This window comes from Micromonospora sp. NBC_01655, from assembly GCF_026339755.1.
GTDB lineage: Bacteria > Actinomycetota > Actinomycetes > Mycobacteriales > Micromonosporaceae > Micromonospora.
Map to the genome: position 1 here is coordinate 5,364,607 of NZ_JAPEQF010000001.1, position 16,662 is coordinate 5,381,268.

Sequence of the window (16,662 nt, forward strand, 5' to 3'; positions counted from 1 at the left end):
TCAGGGCTCGACCCGTTGGCCCTTGCCGATCACCACGATGCCGTTGTCGGAGACCGTGTAGCGCTGCCGGTCCCGCTCCAGGTCGACACCGATCTCGGCCCCCTCGGGGACGACGACGTTCTTGTCCAGGATGGCGCGGCGGACCACGGCGTGCCGGCCGATCTCGACCCCCTCCATCAGCACCGCGCCGTCGACGTGCGCCCAGGAGTGCACCTTCACCTTCGGCGAGACGATCGAGTTCTCCACCAGGCCGCCGGAGATCACCGCGCCGGGCGAGACCATCGACGCCACGGCCCGGCCGACCCGCTCGCCCCACTGGTGGACGAACTTCGCCGGCGGGTACGGCGGCTGCTCGGTGTAGATGGGCCAGTCGAAGTTGTAGAGGTTGAACACCGGGTGCACGTTGATCAGGTCCATGTGCGCGTCGTAGAACGAGTCGAGCGTCCCCACGTCCCGCCAGTAGCCACGGTCGCGGTCGGTGCTGCCGGGCACCTCGTTGTCGCGGAAGTCGTAGACGTTCGCCTCGCCCCGTTCGACCAGCATCGGGATGATGCTGCCGCCCATGTCGTGCTTGCTGGTCTTGTCCTCCGCGTCCCGCTCGACGGCCTCCAGGAGGACCTTCGTGGTGAACACGTAGTTGCCCATCGAGGCGTAGATCTGGTCCGGCGCGTCGGGCAGCCCGGCCGCGTCGGTGGGCTTCTCGCGGAACGCCCGGATGCGCCGGCCGTCCTCGCCGACCTCGATCACCCCGAACTGGTCGGCCGTCGACAGCGGCTGGCGGATACCCGCGACGGTCACCCCGGCGCCCGAGGCGATGTGGTCGTCCACCATCTGCCGGGGGTCCATCCGGTAGATGTGGTCGGCGCCGAAGACGATCACGTAGTCCGGCTGCTCGTCGTGGACCAGGTTGAAGCTCTGGTAGATCGCGTCGGCCGACCCGGCGAACCACCACGGCCCGCGCCGCTGCTGCGCCGGCACCGGCGTGACGTAGTTGCCGAGCAGGGTCGACATCCGCCACGTCTTGGTGATGTGCCGGTCCAGTGAGTGGGACTTGTACTGGGTCAGCACGACGATTTTGATGAAGCCGGCGTTGGCGAGGTTGGACAGGACGAAGTCGACCATGCGGTACATCCCGCCGAACGGGACGGCCGGCTTCGCCCGGTCCGTGGTGAGTGGCATCAGGCGCTTGCCTTCCCCACCGGCCAGGACGATCGCGAGCACCTTGTCAGCCATGAACAGACGCTAGCGATCCGCGTGCCACTTCACCACTCGTACGGGCCGACTTCTGCACTAGGGTGCGGGCATGACCGACTCCGCCCCGGCCACGGCACAGCTCCGCGTCGATCTGCTCACCCGCGAGTACCCGCCGGAGGTGTACGGCGGCGCCGGGGTGCACGTCGAGTACCTGGCCCGGGAACTGCGCCGGCTCGCCGACGTGCGGGTGCACTGCTTCGGCGCGCCGCGCACCGAGCCGGGCGTCACCGCGTACGCCGAACCGGCCGGCCTGGCCGGCGCGAACGCCGCGCTGCGCACCATGGGCGTCGACCTGGAGATGGCCGCCGGCTGCGCCGGGGCCGACGTGGTGCACAGCCACACCTGGTACGCCAACCTCGCCGGGCACACCGCGAAGCTGCTGCACGGCGTCCCGCACGTGGTCACCGCGCACAGCCTGGAGCCGCTGCGGCCGTGGAAGGCCGAGCAGCTCGGCGGCGGCTACGCCCTGTCCTCCTGGTGCGAGCGCACGGCGTACGAGTCGGCCGACGCGATCGTCGCGGTGAGCGCGGGGATGCGCGCGGACGTGCTGGCGGCGTACCCGGCGGTGGACCCGGACCGGGTGCGGGTGGTCCACAACGGCATCGACACCGTCCAGTACGCCCCGGACCCCGGCACCGACGTGGTGGACCGGCTCGGCATCGACCCGACCCGCCCGAGCGTCGTGTACGTCGGGCGGATCACCCGGCAGAAGGGCCTGCCCTACCTGCTACGGGCGGCCCGCGAGCTGCCGGCCGACACCCAGCTCGTGCTGCTCGCCGGGGCCCCCGACACCCCCGACGTCGCCGCCGAGGTGGAGGGCCTGGTGGCCGAGCTGCGGGCCAACCGGTCCGGGGTGGTCTGGGTGGCCGAGATGCTGCCCAAGCACGAGGTGATCCAGGTGCTCACCCACGCCACGGTCTTCGCCTGCCCCTCGGTCTACGAGCCAATGGGCATCGTCAACCTGGAGGCGATGGCCTGCGAGACCGCCGTGGTGGCCACCGCCACGGGCGGCATCCCCGAGGTCGTCGCCGACGGCGAGACCGGGCTACTCGTGCCCATCGACCAGGCCACCGACGGGTCGGGCCGGCCGCTGGACCAGGACCGGTTCGTGGCCGACCTGGCCGCCGCGATCAACACCCTGCTCGCCGACCCGGCGAAGACCGCCGAGCTGGGCCGGGCCGGGCGGCGTCGCGCCGTCGAGCACTTCTCCTGGGACGCCATCGCCGCCCGCACCCTCGACCTCTACCGGTCGGTCAGGGCCACCGGCTGACCGCCGGCTACTCCTCGGGCGCGATCAGCGTCACGGTGGGGAAGTACGAACGGTAGCGGCTGCTGTCGCGGGTGAGCAGGCGGTAGCGGCAGACCGCAGCATGCGCGCCGATGTAGAAGTCGGCGATCGGCGAACGCTTGGCGCCCCCTTGCCCGCGGTACCGCGCGTACGCCTTGCCCGCCAGGAAACCCGCAGGGTATGGCAGTTCCTCGCGGAGGAAGTCCGTGGCGGGCAGGGCGTCGTCGAGTTCCTCCACGCGGGCGAACCGCACGGACACCTCGGCGTACACGATCGGATTGACCACCAGGACGCCGGCGTCGCGTGCGGCGGCCAGCGCCTCGCCCGACCAGTCAGCCCAGTGCGGATCCTCGGTGAAGATGTCCAGCAGGACGTTGGTGTCGACCAGGGTGGTGACCGTGTCGGCCGCCCGGCCAGCGACGGCCCGGATGCGTTCACTCGCCACGGAGCAGGTCCATCAGGTCATCCGTCGACATGCTCTCCGCCTCTCGTGCGCTGCCTCGTCCGCGCATATGCCGGACCAAGCGCCGTCCACGGGTCTCGGCGTCACTGACGCGCACGATGCGCAGTGCGCCGCCTTCCTCAATCACGTCGACCTCGTCACCCTCGTGCAGGTTGTGCCGGGCGCGCAGCTCGGCCGGGACGGTCACCTGCCCTTTACTGTTCAACTTCATCGCGGGCCTCCCTGATACGTAATACACATGATACGTGTCGCAGTCCGCACGGGCCGCTGACGTAAGAAAGGGCTAGGCGGCGACCCCGCCTGGCGCCGCCCGCCCCGTGGCTGTCCATGATCGTCTGCTGTTTACCGACAACTCAGCCGGCGTGTCGTGTCAGTTTTCAGCAGACGATCAAGGGGACGCCTCAAGCGCGAGGGGGTGGGGGCTACCCGGCGGGCACCTGGTCCTTGACGTCGTCGTAGCCGGCCTTCGCGGGTGCGGCGGTCGGCGAGTAGATCACGCGGATCGCGCCCGTCGGGAACGCCTCCGTCGCCACCACCCGCAGGTGGTACGGCACGTCGCCGTCGTCGAAGAGCTTGCGGCCCTTACGCGCCGCCACCGGATGCACCAGCAGGCGCAACTCGTCGACCAGCCCTGCGGCGAGCAGTTGCTGCACCACGGAGACCGACCCGGGGATGAGGATGCCCCTGATGTCGGTGTCGGCCTTGAGAACGGTTACGGCATCGACGAGATCGCCCTGGATCAGCTCGGAGTTCCGCCAGGAGAACTCCAGCCGCTGGCGGGAGACGACCACCTTGCGCATGTCTCCGAGCTGCTTGGCGAACTCCGCGTCCTCCCCTCCTGCGGCCTCGCGATCGGGCCAGGCTCCGGCGAAGCTGTCGTAGGTCTCGCGGCCGATGAGCAGCACGTCGGCGGTGTCGTAGTCCTCGCCGACGGCGCGGCCCATGTTGTCGTCGAAGTACGGGAAGTGCCAGTCGGGGTCGATCTCGGCCACCCCGTCGGCCGAGATGAACAGCGTGGAGACAACCTTGGCCATCGCCATGATCCTTTCGAGTCGGTCAGCAGTGACAGGTGTGCCGGACACGGTCGAAGCATCCGCCAGCAGATCGTCGCGGGCGGCGATCCAGCCGTCCCACGTCTACTTGGAACCCGTCCGTGTACGACATGGCCGCATCCTCGCGTACCCGTCCGACGGTCTCGGCGTCAGGCCGCAGGCGGCCGGCTCGACGGCGTGGTCTGCGCTGCCGGGCTGGGGCGCTTCGGCAAACGCTCGGCGCCCTTCGCGTACGCCAGCTCGAAGATGGCGGTGACGCGGTGGGCGCGCCGCAGCGCGGTCTCGCCGCAGTGGGCCGGCGCCGGCATCCGGGTCAACGTCCTCGCTCCCGGCAGCATCGTCACGCCGCTGCCCGACGAGCAGATCGCCCGGGGCGCGAAGGAGTCGGGGTCGAGCAGTTGGCCGTGCCGATCGGCGGACGCGGCAAGCCGGCGGACGTCGGCGAGTGGGTGACCAAGGAGGATGTCGGGATCATCGCCTGCCGGTACCACTACGGCGAGAGGTAGCGGCTGACGCCAGCGTAGTCGCCATTGCTATTGGACCCGCCGCCATCGGCGGCCGGCCACCGATCACCAGGTCGACCAACCTCCCAAGGGCTTCCGCGCCGCGCTTCCGGCCCGGGCATCCGGTCGCCGGCCCCGGACGCTTCCCGGCGCGGGCCGGGTGAGCCGTTGCGGGTGCCGGTGGCGGCTTGGCCGCGCGCGAGACGATCTCGCACAGTAGGTTGGCGGGGTGACTGGACGGTTTCCGATCGAAGACGTCTCCCCCGTCGTCTCCTGCGGTCGCTACCCGGCCAAGGCGGTGGTCGGCGAGGCGGTGCCCGTGTCGGCGCGCGCCTACCGGGAGGGGCACGACGCGCTGGGCTGCAACGTGGTCTGGCTCGGCCCCGACGGCCGGGCCCGGCCGTTCACCCGGATGCGCCCCGGCGAGCCCGGGCAGGACCGCTGGCACGCCACCATCCGCCCGGACGCCGTCGGCGCGTGGACCTTCGCCGTCGAGGCGTTCCAGGATCCGTACCTGACCTGGCAGAACGCCGTGACCAAGAAGGTCGCCGCCGGCCAGGGCGCGGCGGAGCTGGCCAACGACCTGGCCGAGGGCGCGCGGGTGCTGACGGCGGCCGTGGGCCTCGTCCCGGCCGGTGCCGCCGACCGGGTGACGGCGGCGGTGGCGGCGCTGCGCGACGAGCGGCTGGAGCTGCCCCGGCGGGTCGCCCCGGCCCTGGAGCTGACCGACCTGCTCTGGGCGCACCCGGTGCGCGAGCTGGTCACCACCGGCGAGGAGCACCGGCTCTGGGTGGACCGCCCCCGGGCGCTCTTCTCCGCCTGGTACGAGTTCTTCCCCCGCTCGGAGGGGGCGGTCCCGGCGACCGCCGACGCGCCGGCCCGCTCCGGCACCTTCGGCACCGCCATGGACCGGCTGCCCGGGGTCGCGGCGATGGGCTTCGACGTGCTCTACCTGCCGCCGGTCCACCCGATCGGCCGGGTCAACCGCAAGGGCCGCAACAACACGCTCACCGCCGGCCCGGACGACGTCGGCTCGCCGTGGGCGATCGGCGCGGCCGAGGGCGGCCACGACGCCCTCCACCCCGACCTGGGTACGCCGGAGGACTTCCGTGACTTCGTCGTCGCCGCCGCCGAGCAGGGCCTGGAGGTGGCGATGGACCTGGCGTTGCAGTGCGCGCCGGACCACCCGTGGGTGACCGAGCACCCGGAGTGGTTCACCACCCGGGCCGACGGCAGCATCGCGTACGCGGAGAACCCGCCGAAGAAGTACCAGGACATCTACCCGCTGAACTTCGACAACGACCCCGAGGGCATCCGGGCGGAGATCCTGCGGGTGGTGCTGCACTGGGTCGGCGAGGGCATCCGGATCTTCCGGGTGGACAACCCGCACACCAAGCCGTTCGACTTCTGGCACTGGCTGATCTGGGAGGTCAAGCGGGTCGCCCCGGACGTGCTGTTCCTGGCCGAGGCGTTCACCCGGCCGGCCATCATGCACGGGCTCGGCAAGATCGGCTTCACCCAGTCGTACACCTATTTCACCTGGCGCACCTCGCCGGCGCAGATGCGGGAGTACTGCGCGGAGCTGGTCGCCTCGGTCGACCACATGCGGCCGAACTTCTGGCCGAACACGCCGGACATCCTGCACGAGACGTTGCAGCACGGCGGCCCGCCGATGTTCAAGATCCGGGCGGTGCTGGCCGCGCTGCTCTCCCCCTCCTGGGGCATGTACGCCGGCTACGAGCTGTTCGAGCACACCGCCCGCCCCGGCGCGGAGGAGTACCTGGACAACGAGAAGTTCGAGCTGCGCCCCCGGGACTGGGCGGGCGCGCAGGCGCAGGGGCGCTCGCTGGCCCCGTTCGTCGCCACCCTCAACCGGGTCCGGCGCGACAATCCGGCCCTGCACCGGCTGCGCAACCTGGTCTTCCACGACATCGACAACCCGGCGCTGCTGTGCTGGTCCAAGCGCGACCCGGAGACCGGCAACACGGTGGTCGTGGTCTGCTCGTTCGACTCGCAGGCCGTGCAGTGGGGCAACACCACCCTGGACATGCCGGCGCTGGGCCTCGACTGGCACGAGCGGTTCACCGTGCACGACGAGCTGACCGGCGCCAGCTACGACTGGGGGCAGCACAACGCGGTCCGGCTCGACCCGTACCTGCAACCCGCGCACGTGTTCACCGTGCAACGGCCGGCCGCGCCGGCCGCGCCCGACCTGACCGTGCGGGACGTGCCCGCCGACCTCTCCGGGGGCACCGCCCCCGCCGCTGCGGCTGACAAGGACGACGCACGATGGACGAGCTAATCGCCGGCGCGGTGCACGACCCGCACGCCGTGCTCGGCGCGCACCCCGCCGACGGGCGCACCACCATCCGCACCATGCGCCGGGGCGCTCGGGCGGTGAGCGTGCTCGTCGGCGACGAGCGGCACCCGGCGACCCGGGTGCACGACGTCGGCGTCTTCGCGGCCGTCCTGCCCGGTGCGGTGCTCGACTACCGGGTCGAGGTCGACGGCGCGGTGCACGACGACCCGTACCGCCACCCGCCCACCCTCGGCGAGCTGGACCTGCACCTGATCGGCGAGGGCCGGCACGAGCGGCTGTGGGAGGCGCTCGGCGCCCGGGTCCGCGACGGGGGTGTGGCGTTCGCGGTGTGGGCGCCCAACGCGCGCGGCGTGCGGGTGGTCGGCGACTTCACCGGCTGGGGCCCGGACGACGGCTGGCCGATGCGCTCGCTGGGCTCCAGCGGGGTGTGGGAGATCTTCGTCCCCGACGCGCCGGTCGGGGCGAGGTACAAGTACCGGGTGCTGGGCGCCGACGGGCACTGGCGGGACAAGGCCGACCCGCTGGCCGCGTACGCGGAGGTGCCGCCGGCCACCGCGTCGGTGGTGCACCGCTCGACGTACGAGTGGAACGACGCCGACTGGCTGGCGCGACGCGCGCGGCGGCAGCCGCACCAGGAGCCGATGAGCGTGTACGAGGTGCACCTCGGCTCGTGGCGGCCCGGCCTCGGCTACCGGGAGCTGGCCGAGCAGCTCACCGCGTACGTCACCGAGCTGGGCTTCACCCATGTGGAGTTCATGCCGGTGATGGAGCACCCGTTCGGCGGCTCCTGGGGCTACCAGGTGACCGGCTACTACGCGCCGACCTCCCGGTTCGGCAACCCGGACGACTTCCGGCACCTGGTCGACACCCTGCACGCCGCCGGGATCGGGGTGATCCTGGACTGGGTGCCGGCGCACTTCCCCAAGGACGAATGGGCGTTGGCCCGGTTCGACGGCACCCCGCTGTACGAGCACCCCGACCCGCGCCGGGGCGAGCACCCCGACTGGGGCACGTACGTGTTCGACTTCGGCCGCCGCGAGGTGCGCAACTTCCTGGTCGCCAACGCGCTGTACTGGTGCGACCAGTTCCACGTCGACGGGCTGCGGGTCGACGCCGTCGCCTCGATGCTCTACCTGGACTACTCCCGCCCCGAGGGCCAGTGGGTCCCCAACCAGCACGGCGGCCGGGAGAACCTGGAGGCGATCGCCTTCATGCAGGAGGTCAACGCCACCGTTTACAGGCGGCACGCCGGGGTGGTACTGGTCGCCGAGGAGTCGACGGCCTGGCCGGGCGTCACCCGGTCCACGGCCGGCGGCGGGCTGGGCTTCGGCTTCAAGTGGAACATGGGCTGGATGCACGACACCCTGCTCTACACCTCGAAGGACCCGATCTACCGGCAACACCACCACCACCAGCTCACCTTCTCGCTGGCGTACGCGTGGAGCGAGAACTACGTGCTGCCGATCAGCCACGACGAGGTGGTGCACGGCAAGGGCTCGCTGGCGGCCAAGATGCCCGGCGACACCTGGCAGCGGCTGGCCAACGTACGGGCGCTGCTGGCGTACATGTGGGCGCACCCGGGCAAGCAGCTCCTGTTCATGGGCTGCGAGCTGGCCGACGACCGGGAGTGGAGCGAGGAGCGCGGCCTCGACTGGTACCTGCTGCACGACCCGGCGCGGGCCGGCGTGCAACGCCTCGTCGGCGACCTGAACCGCGTCTACCGGGACACCCCCGCGCTGTGGGCGCAGGACACCGAGCCGGCCGGGTTCCGCTGGATCGCCGGCGACGACGTCACCCACAACACGGTGTCGTTCGTGCGGATCGCCCCGGACGGCGCGACGCTGGTCTGCGTGGCGAACTTCTCCGCCGTGCCGCTGGAGGACTACCGGATCGGCCTGCCCGCCGCCGGCGCCTGGACGGAGGTGCTCAACACCGACGCCCACCACTACGGCGGGTCCGGGGTGGGCAACCTGGGCGAGGTGCACGCGCAGGACGTGCCGTGGCACGGCCTGCCGGCGTCCGTGGCGCTGCGGGTGCCGCCGCTCGGCGTGCTCTGGCTGCGCCGCGACTGAGCACCAGATGGCCTGCCTCGGGGCGCCGCCGTTGTTCGGCTTGGTACCGGATGGTGCCGGGCGTTCCTAGCCAGCCCGGTGGCTACCTTGGAGGGTCGGCGCCGGTGCCCGACGGCGACGGCGCCGACCGCCGCTACCAGTTGGTGGAGTCCGTCACCTGCGGCCAGGCCACCCCGGTCGGCTTGACGAGGTAGACGATGCCGCCGGAGCTGCTGCTTGTGCCGCCGCTGGCCGTGGTCCGCTTGGTCCGCAGCCAGATCTGCTCGAACTGCGTCCGGGAGTAGATGTGCCGTACCGCGTCGTTGCTGGGTGAGGCCGGGTCGTTGGCGATCACGTCACCGGTGGCGGTGAAGCCGACTATCACCATCAGGTGCCCGGCGGTGCCGTAGCCCGCCCCGGTCAGCTCGCTGGCGAGGAAGGATTGACTGGTCACCACAGGGATGCCGGCGGCGATGAAGTGCTCGATCTCGTCGAGTGAGTGCAGCCGGGTCACCTTCGCCTCCAGCCCGGGGAAACTGGCCGCGTACGCGGTGTTGAACGGCCAGTTGCCGGTGCCCTTGTACTGGTAGTCGTAGGTCATCCGGGCGGCGTGGTCGACCGTCGGGTCCGCATAGCTGGGGTTCACCCAGGACGTGTCGGCGGCGGAGGGCTTCCGGCCCCAGTACTCGATCACCATTTCGACGGAGGTCGGCGAGCACCAGGCCTCACCGCCGCCGCCGTACTGGGTGTAATGGCCGGCGTGGACGTTCTGCGAGTAGCGCGGGACCGCCAGCTCGGTGCCCCAGGCGATGTGGCCGGCGCTGGGGGTGACGGTGAACCGGTCCGGCACGTTCGAGCTCATCGCGCCGACCGAGCGGACCAGCGGGGAAGCGGTCTGCGCCGGGTCGCGGTAGAGGGTCAGCCGGAGCTGGTACGCCCGCAGCAGCACCCCGGCACTCGCGTTGTCGATGGCGAAGGTGTCGGTCCAGATGCTGGACGTCCTGTCGCTCTGCCTGTCGACGCTGGTCCGTTTGACGTCGGCGTCGCTGGAGGCCCAGCGCCCCAGCACGTACCAGGGGGTGCGGGTGCCGGTGGTGTAGGTGCCCTGGAGTTCGACCTGGAGCCAGGTGCCGGCCGGGGTATCGGCGTTCCAGGAGGCGACCAGCTCGCTGGCGCCGAAGCCGACCTCGGTCAGCGGCGAGGTCCAGGTGCCGTACGCCCAGGTCCGCCTGATGCTGGTGTGCGGGTCCTTGTAGACGGTGGTGCCGACCGGGGTGCCGAGGGTGAGCCCGGCGGCGGTGACGGTAGTGCCGGCGGTGACGCCGGCTGACAGGTTGGTGCCGGACCAGCCCTGCCAGGTGATCTGCTCGTCGTGGGTGACCGTGCTGGCTCCGGCGGCCGACCTGGCGGCCCCTGCGGGGGCGGTGGTGCCGAGGAGGACGAGGGCGGTGGCACCCGCGAGGGCGACGGCGCGCAGCGGTGACATGGCCATGGCAGCTCCACAGGGGTGAGGCATCGTTGCCGTTCACTGTCCCGCTTGGAGGGAAGTTTCACCAGATGTCTATGCATGGAAAATCATTGACGGCACGAGAATCCGGTCGGAATGAAGTTCCGTGAAGATCTACACCAAGCCCGGACCGGCACCGGGCCCGCCGCCATCGCCACACTCCGTAACAACCGCGATCGGCTACCACCGCACCAACGGCGGCGGGGAAAGAGTGGTCCGAGGTCACCACGCCTGCAGCGCGGAGCCGGTGATCATCCGGTCGTCGAGACGTCTCCGCCGATTCCGGTCTCGTTGCCGTCGCTGTCGTGGAAGACGTACTTCCAGACCGAGTCGTGCTTCTCAACGTCGACCGGCTCCAGGCCCCGTCCGGAGATCCTCGCAACCTCGGCGACTGGGTCGTCGACCCAAATCATGCTGACAGCTCCGCCGGCCCGGTCGGGATCCTGGATGATGTACACGTACCGATCCTCGGCCAACTGCCAGACCGCCTCGATCTCATTCGGACAGAAGGCCGGTTCAGCACCGAGCAGCCGCTTGTACCACTCCAGGGCGCTGTCATAGTCGCGCACCGGGATGCCCGCAAACACTCCTACCGCCATGTCCGTCTCCTCAGTCGATGTCGAGCCCGACCGGTGCCGGGCCCTGAAGGACAGACCGGACCTGGCAGCGAAACCTGACGGGGTCGACCCGATCGCCTTCGGACGGGTCCCGCGCCCAGGTTACCCATTGCAGTGGCGGTGTGCGACGACCCAACGACCTCATCGACACCGCGACCAGGAGCAATCCGACTACGCAATGACCCTGGCGGGGCGGCGCAGCAATCGGGCCGCCCTCCGGGTGTCCTCCGGCTGGGCCACGCCCCGCCTGACCACGCTGCTGCACCTGCGGAGGGCCCGCGCATACTCGGTCCTTGGCGATACGAGCGGATTCACCCGGGAGATGACGAAGGCGCGCCGCGAGTTCGAACGCGGCACTCATCAGGATGATCTGCCATTCCTTGGCTTCGTGACCGACCACGAGATGACTGGCGTCCAAGGCACGTCTTTCCTCGTCCTGGGCAACCCTGAACGCGCCGCCCAGTCCTTCCGCGCCATGACGATGGATCTCTCCCCATCGCACCGACGTAATCAGCTTTACTACACGACTCGGCTCGCGGAGGCGACATACAAACAGGGCGACGTGAACGAGGCAGCGCGCATCGGCATGAGCGTGCTGCCCGCCATCGGCCAGGTGAGCTCCGGGCGGGTGAGCCGTCACCTCGCGCAGCTCCGGTCGAACCTGGGACGGCCGCAAGGGTCGACGGCCACCACCCGCGAATTCGTCGACGCCTACGCGGCTGCTGCCGTTCGGCCGTAGGCACCCGGAAGGGCACCTACGGCCGAACAGACCGGTAAGGAATTGACCGTACGAGAAGTTTCTCTGTCGGCTCAGAGCCGGGTGATCCGTACGGCGTCGGCGACGACGTACCCCGACGTGCTGGTCCAGCGGCTGACCCCGACGACCTGGCGCGTACCCGCGACGAAGTCGTAGGTGCCCAGCACCCGCCACTGCCCGCCGCCGGTCCGCTGGTCGACCTTGGTCGTCACGGTCCCGTTGGCCGTCGCCACCAGGTACGGCGCGGCGCTGTTGTAGCCGGGGTCGGACGGGTACCAGACCTCGACCCGGTACGAGCCGGCGGCGGGCAGCGTCGCGCTGAACCAGGCCGGGTCGCTGACCGCCTGCGGGGTGACGAACCGGTAGTCGGCGCCGTACCGCGCGGAGGAGTACGACGACGTGCCCCAGGTGGCGGCGGCGGTGAAGCCGCCGACGGTGGCGTTGTCCACGATCACGCTGAACGTGCCGCCGGTGCCGGTGACCACCCGCGCGTTGCTGGCCGGGCTCTCGTGGTGCAGCCGGTCCAGGGCGGTCACCAGGTAGCGGTAGGTCGAGCCGGTCGCGGCGGTGGCGTCGACGAACGTCCCGGTGGTGCCCGAGGCACGGGCCGTGCCGAGCAGGTTACGGGCGTCGGTCAGGTCGCAGGGGTCGACCGCGCCGTCGCCGGGGAGCCGGTACACCGCGTACGCGGCCGTGCTGCCGGTCGCGCCGCGCTGCCAGGTCAGGGTCACGCCGCCGGTGCCACGCACGGCCGAGGTGAGGGACGGCGCGGCCGGCGCGACACCGCCCAGCCCGGCGGGCACCAGCGCCGGCCGGCGGTAGTGGTCGGCCGCCATCCGGGTGACGGCGCCGATCCGGTCGGCGCGGACGTCCTTGGCGCTGAAATGGATGTCGCCGGCGACCCGCGGGTGGGTGCGGTTCAGCGCCAGGTGGTCGGTCAGCTCGGCCGGGTCCTGCCAGGCCGCGTCCTGCCCCGCCGCGCCGGCGCGGTAGGTGGCCTGCCCGACGAGCAGTTGCACGTCGGTGCCGGTCACGGTCTCCGACCACCAGCGGACCAGCTCGGCGTAGTCGGCCGAGGGGTGGCCGATGTGCCAGTAGAGCTGCGGGGCGATGTAGTCGACCCAGCCCTGCTTCACCCAGCGACGGGTGTCGGCGTAGATCGCGTCGTACGACTGGAGGCCGGTGGTGCGCGAGCCGAGCGGGTCGGTGCCGGCGTTGCGCCAGATGCCGAACGGGCTCACGCCGAGCCTCACCCACGGCTTGACCGCCCGGATCCGGTCGTGCATCTCCTGGACCAGCAGGTTGACGTTGTTGCGCCGCCAGTCGGCGATGTTGCTGAAGCCGGCGCCGTACTGGGCGAAGGCGGCCTGGTCGGGGAAGGCCACCCCGCTGACCGGGTACGGGTAGAAGTAGTCGTCCCAGTGCACCGCGTCGATGTCGTAGCGGCTGACGGCGTCCATCATGGCGTCCTGCACGAAGGCGCGGACGGCGGGGATGCCGGGGTTGTAGTAGAGCTGGCCGTTGTAGGCGACGGCCCAGCCCGGGTTCCTGCGGGCCGGGTGGCTGGCCGCCAGCTTGGTCAGGTCGGTGTGGTTGGCGACCCGGTACGGGTTGAACCAGGCGTGGAACTCCAGGTTGCGGGCGTGCGCCTCGGCCACCGCGAAGGCCAGCGGGTCGTAGCCGGGGTTGCCGCCCTGGGTGCCGGTGAGCCACTGCGACCAGGGCTCGTAGGTGGACGGCCAGAACGCGTCGGCGGTGGGGCGAATCTGCACGACGACGGCGTTCATCCGCCGCTGCTGGGCCAGGTCGAGCCAGCCCCGGTACTCCGCCTGCTGGGCGGCCGCGGTGAGCCCGGTGCGGCTGGGCCAGTCGATGTTGGCGACGCTCGCGATCCACATGCCGCGGAGCTGCCGTTTCGGGGTGGCCGGATCGGTCACGCAGGCCGCCTGGGCGGCCACCGGCACGGTGTCCGGCGTGGCGGGCGGGGAGGCGGGGGCGCCCGTGGGGACGGCCACGCCGAGCGCCAGCGCCACCGTCAGCGCCGCGCCGGAAAGGAATCGACCATAATCTCTGCGCACGAAAAGAATGTTCGATGCTGCCGGCCAGTTGCGCAAGTATCCTTCACAACTTTCACCGACCGGGGTCAGGTGGTTCACTGGTGCGACCACCGAACGAGGTCAACGCGTCACTCGGACTCGTACCTGGGAGGAACCTTCGTGCCCGCAAGCATCCCTCGGGAGAGAACGTCCAGGATCAGGGTCATCGCGGCCGGCATCGGCGTCGGCCTCGTCGCGGCCGGAGGGGCCACCTCACTTCCCGCCGGGCCGGCGGTAGCGGCAGCGCGCTCGGCCCTCGCCGTCAACCTCGACTCCACCCCGCCCGGGGCACCCACCGTCTCCCACCCGGGAGACCTGACCACGACGGTGCACGTGCCGGCGACCTTCACCGTCGCCAAGAGCGCCACCGGCGACACCCCGAGCCAGTACGTCTACCAACTCAATGCCGGCCCGCCGGCCAATGTCGCGGCGGACGGCCAGGGCAACGCCACCATCGTGATCGCACCCACCCGATTCACCAACACCCTCACCGTGACCGGCGTCTCCGGCGGAAGCTTCGGCGAGTCCACCAACGTCACGTTCAACTCGAACCCCGCTCCCCCCGCCGTCGACGGCGACATGACCGGAGACGGGGCCGCCGACCTGCTCATCGTGGGCGCGGCGCACGGCCTGCCCTCCGGGCTCTGGCTGGCCCCCGGCAACACCGCCGGCTCCGCTCTCCCCGCGACCGACATCGGCGCCCTGGGCAACGGGGTCGGGAACAACACCTCCGCCGACTTCGACGGGGCGCAGGTCCTCACCGGCCGGTTCACCGGCACCGGGGTCCAGGACGTCCTCGTCTACTACCCCGCCGGCGTCAATCCAGGCGGCGCCAGCGTCCTGGCCGCCAACGGCGACGGCTCTGTCCTCCAGAGCCACCTCAGCGGCAACCAGTTCAGCATCTACTCCGGCCAACTCCTCGACCCCGACGGCAACATACCCCTCCAGTTGGCCAACGCCGGCGACACCCGCCGCATCGACGCCCCGGTCCCCGACCTCATCGGCATCAGCGGCAACGCCACCACCGGCCATCACCTGACCTATTACCCCAGCCTCGGTGCGCCCGCCGCATACTTCGGCGTCTTCCACACCACCGCCCTCACCCCCACCGGCGGCACCGATTGGAACAACTGGACGATCGCCACCGCCCAGCTCACCGGCGGCACCGCCATGTTCCTGTGGAACCGCACCACCGGCGCCCTGCACCTGTGGACCGACCTCACGGTCGACCCCGACACCGGCGCACTCAGCTACACCCCCTACGCGCTGTCCACGTCCTGGAACACCGGCGCGAACCTCACCCTGCGCGCCGCCGACGTCGGCAACGACGGCACGCCCGACCTGTGGACCGTCGGCGCCGGTGGCAGCACCGTCCTCTGGCGGGTCACCAACCTCACCGCAGGCACCCCCGGCACCGGCACCCTCGCCGCCGACCCGGCCCGGACCTTGATCACCAATTAGTCCTGACAGCTCAACGGTGCCGGCGGCGTCGCCCGCGACACCGCCAGTCGTGCCCGTCCGGCCGGGTCCCGTCGGAGCGCGCGGGACCGAATACCACCCCGGATCTTCTGACCCGGGGCCGGTCTCGGCGCGCGCCGGGGCTGGCCCCGTCCGCTGTGCCGAGGAAGCTCAGACCAGGCCGGCGTCGCGCAGCAGCTTCCACAGCCCCGCGCCGTCGGGGGCGGCGAGCCACTTCTGCCCCACCGGGCCGGACGACGAGCTGCCGGACGGGGCGGGCAGGCTACCGGCCAGCACCGACTGGGTGGGCGAGAGGCGGCGGATCGCCACCCCGGCCACGTTGTCCGGGTGCCCGGCGGCGAACTCCCGGTAGATCTCCGGGTCGTGCTGGCCGTCGTCGCCGATCAGCAGCCAGCGCACGTCGGGGAACTCGCGGGACAGCCGGGCCAGGGTGGCCCGCTTGTGCTCCCGGCCGCTGCGGAACCACCGGTCGGCCGTCGGCCCCCAGTCGGTGAGCAGCAGCGGCCCAGCCGGGTAGAGGTGCCGGGACAGGAACCGGGTCAGGGTCGGCGCGACGTTCCACGCGCCGGTGGACAGGTAGAGGACCGGGGCCCCGGGGTGGGCGGTGACCAGCCGCTCGTAGAGCACGGCCATGCCGGGCACCGCGGTGCGGGCGTGCTCGTCGAGGACGAAGGTGTTCCACGCGGCCAGCAGCGGACGGGGCAGCGCCGTCACCATGACCGTGTCGTCGATGTCGGAGAGGATGCCGAACCGGACGTTCGGATCGAGGACGCGGATCAGCGCCTCCACCGGCTCGGCGTCGGCGACGCTCAACCGCACGGACGACCAGCCGGGCGTCAGGTTGGCCTCGACCACGGTGTCGACGAAGCCGCTGCGGTCGGCCTTCGCCTCGTGCGTCACCCCGCCGGCCTCGACGGTGACCGTCACGTGCTTCGCGGGCAGGGTGGCGAAGCTGCGCCAGCCGCGCACCTTCTCCAGGCGCTGCCCGGACCGGGTGTCGGGGCGGCCGAGCAGCACCCGGCACAGCACCCGCGCCCAGCCGGGGGCGCCGTACCCGGCGTACGCGACGATGTTGGTCTGCCACCCGGTGCGCCGCAGCCGGCGCTCCACGAGGTTGTGCACGGCATCCTCGATCCGCGCGGCCCGGTGCAGGTTCGGAACGGCCAGTTCGCCGGCGGGTGTCGGTGGCACGCTGCAACCCTGCCACACCTCGGCGGAGACGGCCACGCAAGGCGAGGAGCTGCCGGCTCCGCCCGATTCGCCCCGCTTGCACCC

General features: G+C 71.4%; 14 protein-coding genes. 5 read left to right on the plus strand and 9 right to left on the minus strand.

All coding sequences use genetic code 11. The annotated features are described in order from the left end of the window. The gene (glgC, locus tag OOK41_RS24300; RefSeq protein ID WP_117669464.1) at nt 1-1,233 is read right to left on the minus strand and encodes a glucose-1-phosphate adenylyltransferase; all 1,233 of its coding nucleotides are present in this window, start codon (nt 1,231-1,233) and stop codon (nt 1-3) included. 70 nt (nt 1,234-1,303) lie between these two features. Between glgC and glgA the strand changes: the two genes are divergently transcribed. Further along, entirely contained in the window at nt 1,304-2,524 is a 1,221-nt protein-coding gene (glgA, locus tag OOK41_RS24305; protein ID WP_266266821.1) for a glycogen synthase, read from the plus strand. Between the two features lie 7 nt (nt 2,525-2,531). Here glgA and OOK41_RS24310 read toward each other — a convergent pair whose 3' ends face one another. The 4 genes from OOK41_RS24310 to OOK41_RS24325 form a co-directional block, all read right to left on the minus strand. Beyond that, the gene (locus OOK41_RS24310) at nt 2,532-2,987 is read right to left on the minus strand and encodes a type II toxin-antitoxin system VapC family toxin (protein ID WP_266266822.1); all 456 of its coding nucleotides are present in this window, start codon (nt 2,985-2,987) and stop codon (nt 2,532-2,534) included. Further along, nucleotides 2,977-3,216 (minus strand): AbrB/MazE/SpoVT family DNA-binding domain-containing protein, encoded by a 240-nt coding sequence (locus OOK41_RS24315; protein ID WP_266266823.1) that lies wholly within the window; start codon nt 3,214-3,216, stop codon nt 2,977-2,979. The genes OOK41_RS24310 and OOK41_RS24315 overlap by 11 nt, the downstream gene beginning before the upstream one ends. Before the next feature lie 211 nt (nt 3,217-3,427). Further along, on the minus strand, nt 3,428-4,039 hold the full coding sequence (locus OOK41_RS24320) for a dihydrofolate reductase family protein (RefSeq protein WP_266266824.1): 612 nt from the start codon (nt 4,037-4,039) through the stop codon (nt 3,428-3,430). A 167-nt stretch (nt 4,040-4,206) separates the two neighbouring features. Next, nucleotides 4,207-4,401: a hypothetical protein gene (locus OOK41_RS24325; RefSeq protein ID WP_266266825.1), complete on the minus strand. Its 195-nt coding sequence runs from the start codon at nt 4,399-4,401 to the stop codon at nt 4,207-4,209. Nucleotides 4,402-4,789: 388 nt separating this feature from the next. Here OOK41_RS24325 and OOK41_RS24330 point away from each other — a divergent pair, with 388 nt between their 5' ends. Both OOK41_RS24330 and glgB read left to right on the plus strand, forming a co-directional pair. Continuing rightward, entirely contained in the window at nt 4,790-6,862 is a 2,073-nt protein-coding gene (locus OOK41_RS24330; protein ID WP_266266826.1) for an alpha-1,4-glucan--maltose-1-phosphate maltosyltransferase, read from the plus strand. Next, complete coding sequence (glgB, locus tag OOK41_RS24335; protein WP_266266827.1) at nt 6,850-8,952, plus strand: 1,4-alpha-glucan branching protein GlgB; 2,103 nt, start codon at nt 6,850-6,852, stop codon at nt 8,950-8,952. Before OOK41_RS24330 ends, glgB begins: the two co-directional genes overlap by 13 nt. A gap of 133 nt (nt 8,953-9,085) precedes the next feature. Here glgB and OOK41_RS24340 read toward each other — a convergent pair whose 3' ends face one another. Together OOK41_RS24340 and OOK41_RS24345 are read right to left on the minus strand one after the other, a co-directional pair. After that, complete coding sequence (locus OOK41_RS24340; RefSeq protein ID WP_266266828.1) at nt 9,086-10,423, minus strand: C39 family peptidase; 1,338 nt, start codon at nt 10,421-10,423, stop codon at nt 9,086-9,088. 266 nt (nt 10,424-10,689) lie between these two features. Continuing rightward, nucleotides 10,690-11,037: a VOC family protein gene (locus OOK41_RS24345; protein ID WP_266266829.1), complete on the minus strand. Its 348-nt coding sequence runs from the start codon at nt 11,035-11,037 to the stop codon at nt 10,690-10,692. A gap of 196 nt (nt 11,038-11,233) precedes the next feature. Between OOK41_RS24345 and OOK41_RS24350 the strand changes: the two genes are divergently transcribed. Further along, nucleotides 11,234-11,794, plus strand: coding sequence for a hypothetical protein (locus OOK41_RS24350; RefSeq protein WP_266266830.1), 561 nt, complete (start codon nt 11,234-11,236; stop codon nt 11,792-11,794). 71 nt (nt 11,795-11,865) lie between these two features. Here OOK41_RS24350 and OOK41_RS24355 read toward each other — a convergent pair whose 3' ends face one another. Beyond that, entirely contained in the window at nt 11,866-13,890 is a 2,025-nt protein-coding gene (locus OOK41_RS24355; RefSeq protein WP_266266831.1) for a family 10 glycosylhydrolase, read from the minus strand. Nucleotides 13,891-14,028: 138 nt separating this feature from the next. On the opposite strand from OOK41_RS24355, the gene OOK41_RS24360 reads away from it, so the two are divergent. Then, nucleotides 14,029-15,369, plus strand: a complete 1,341-nt coding sequence (locus OOK41_RS24360; protein ID WP_266266832.1) for a hypothetical protein — start codon at nt 14,029-14,031, stop codon at nt 15,367-15,369. A 168-nt stretch (nt 15,370-15,537) separates the two neighbouring features. Here the strand turns inward: OOK41_RS24360 and OOK41_RS24365 are convergent, their stop codons facing one another. Then, nucleotides 15,538-16,578, minus strand: a complete 1,041-nt coding sequence (locus OOK41_RS24365; RefSeq protein WP_266266833.1) for an App1 family protein — start codon at nt 16,576-16,578, stop codon at nt 15,538-15,540. Nucleotides 16,579-16,662 lie beyond the last annotated feature (84 nt).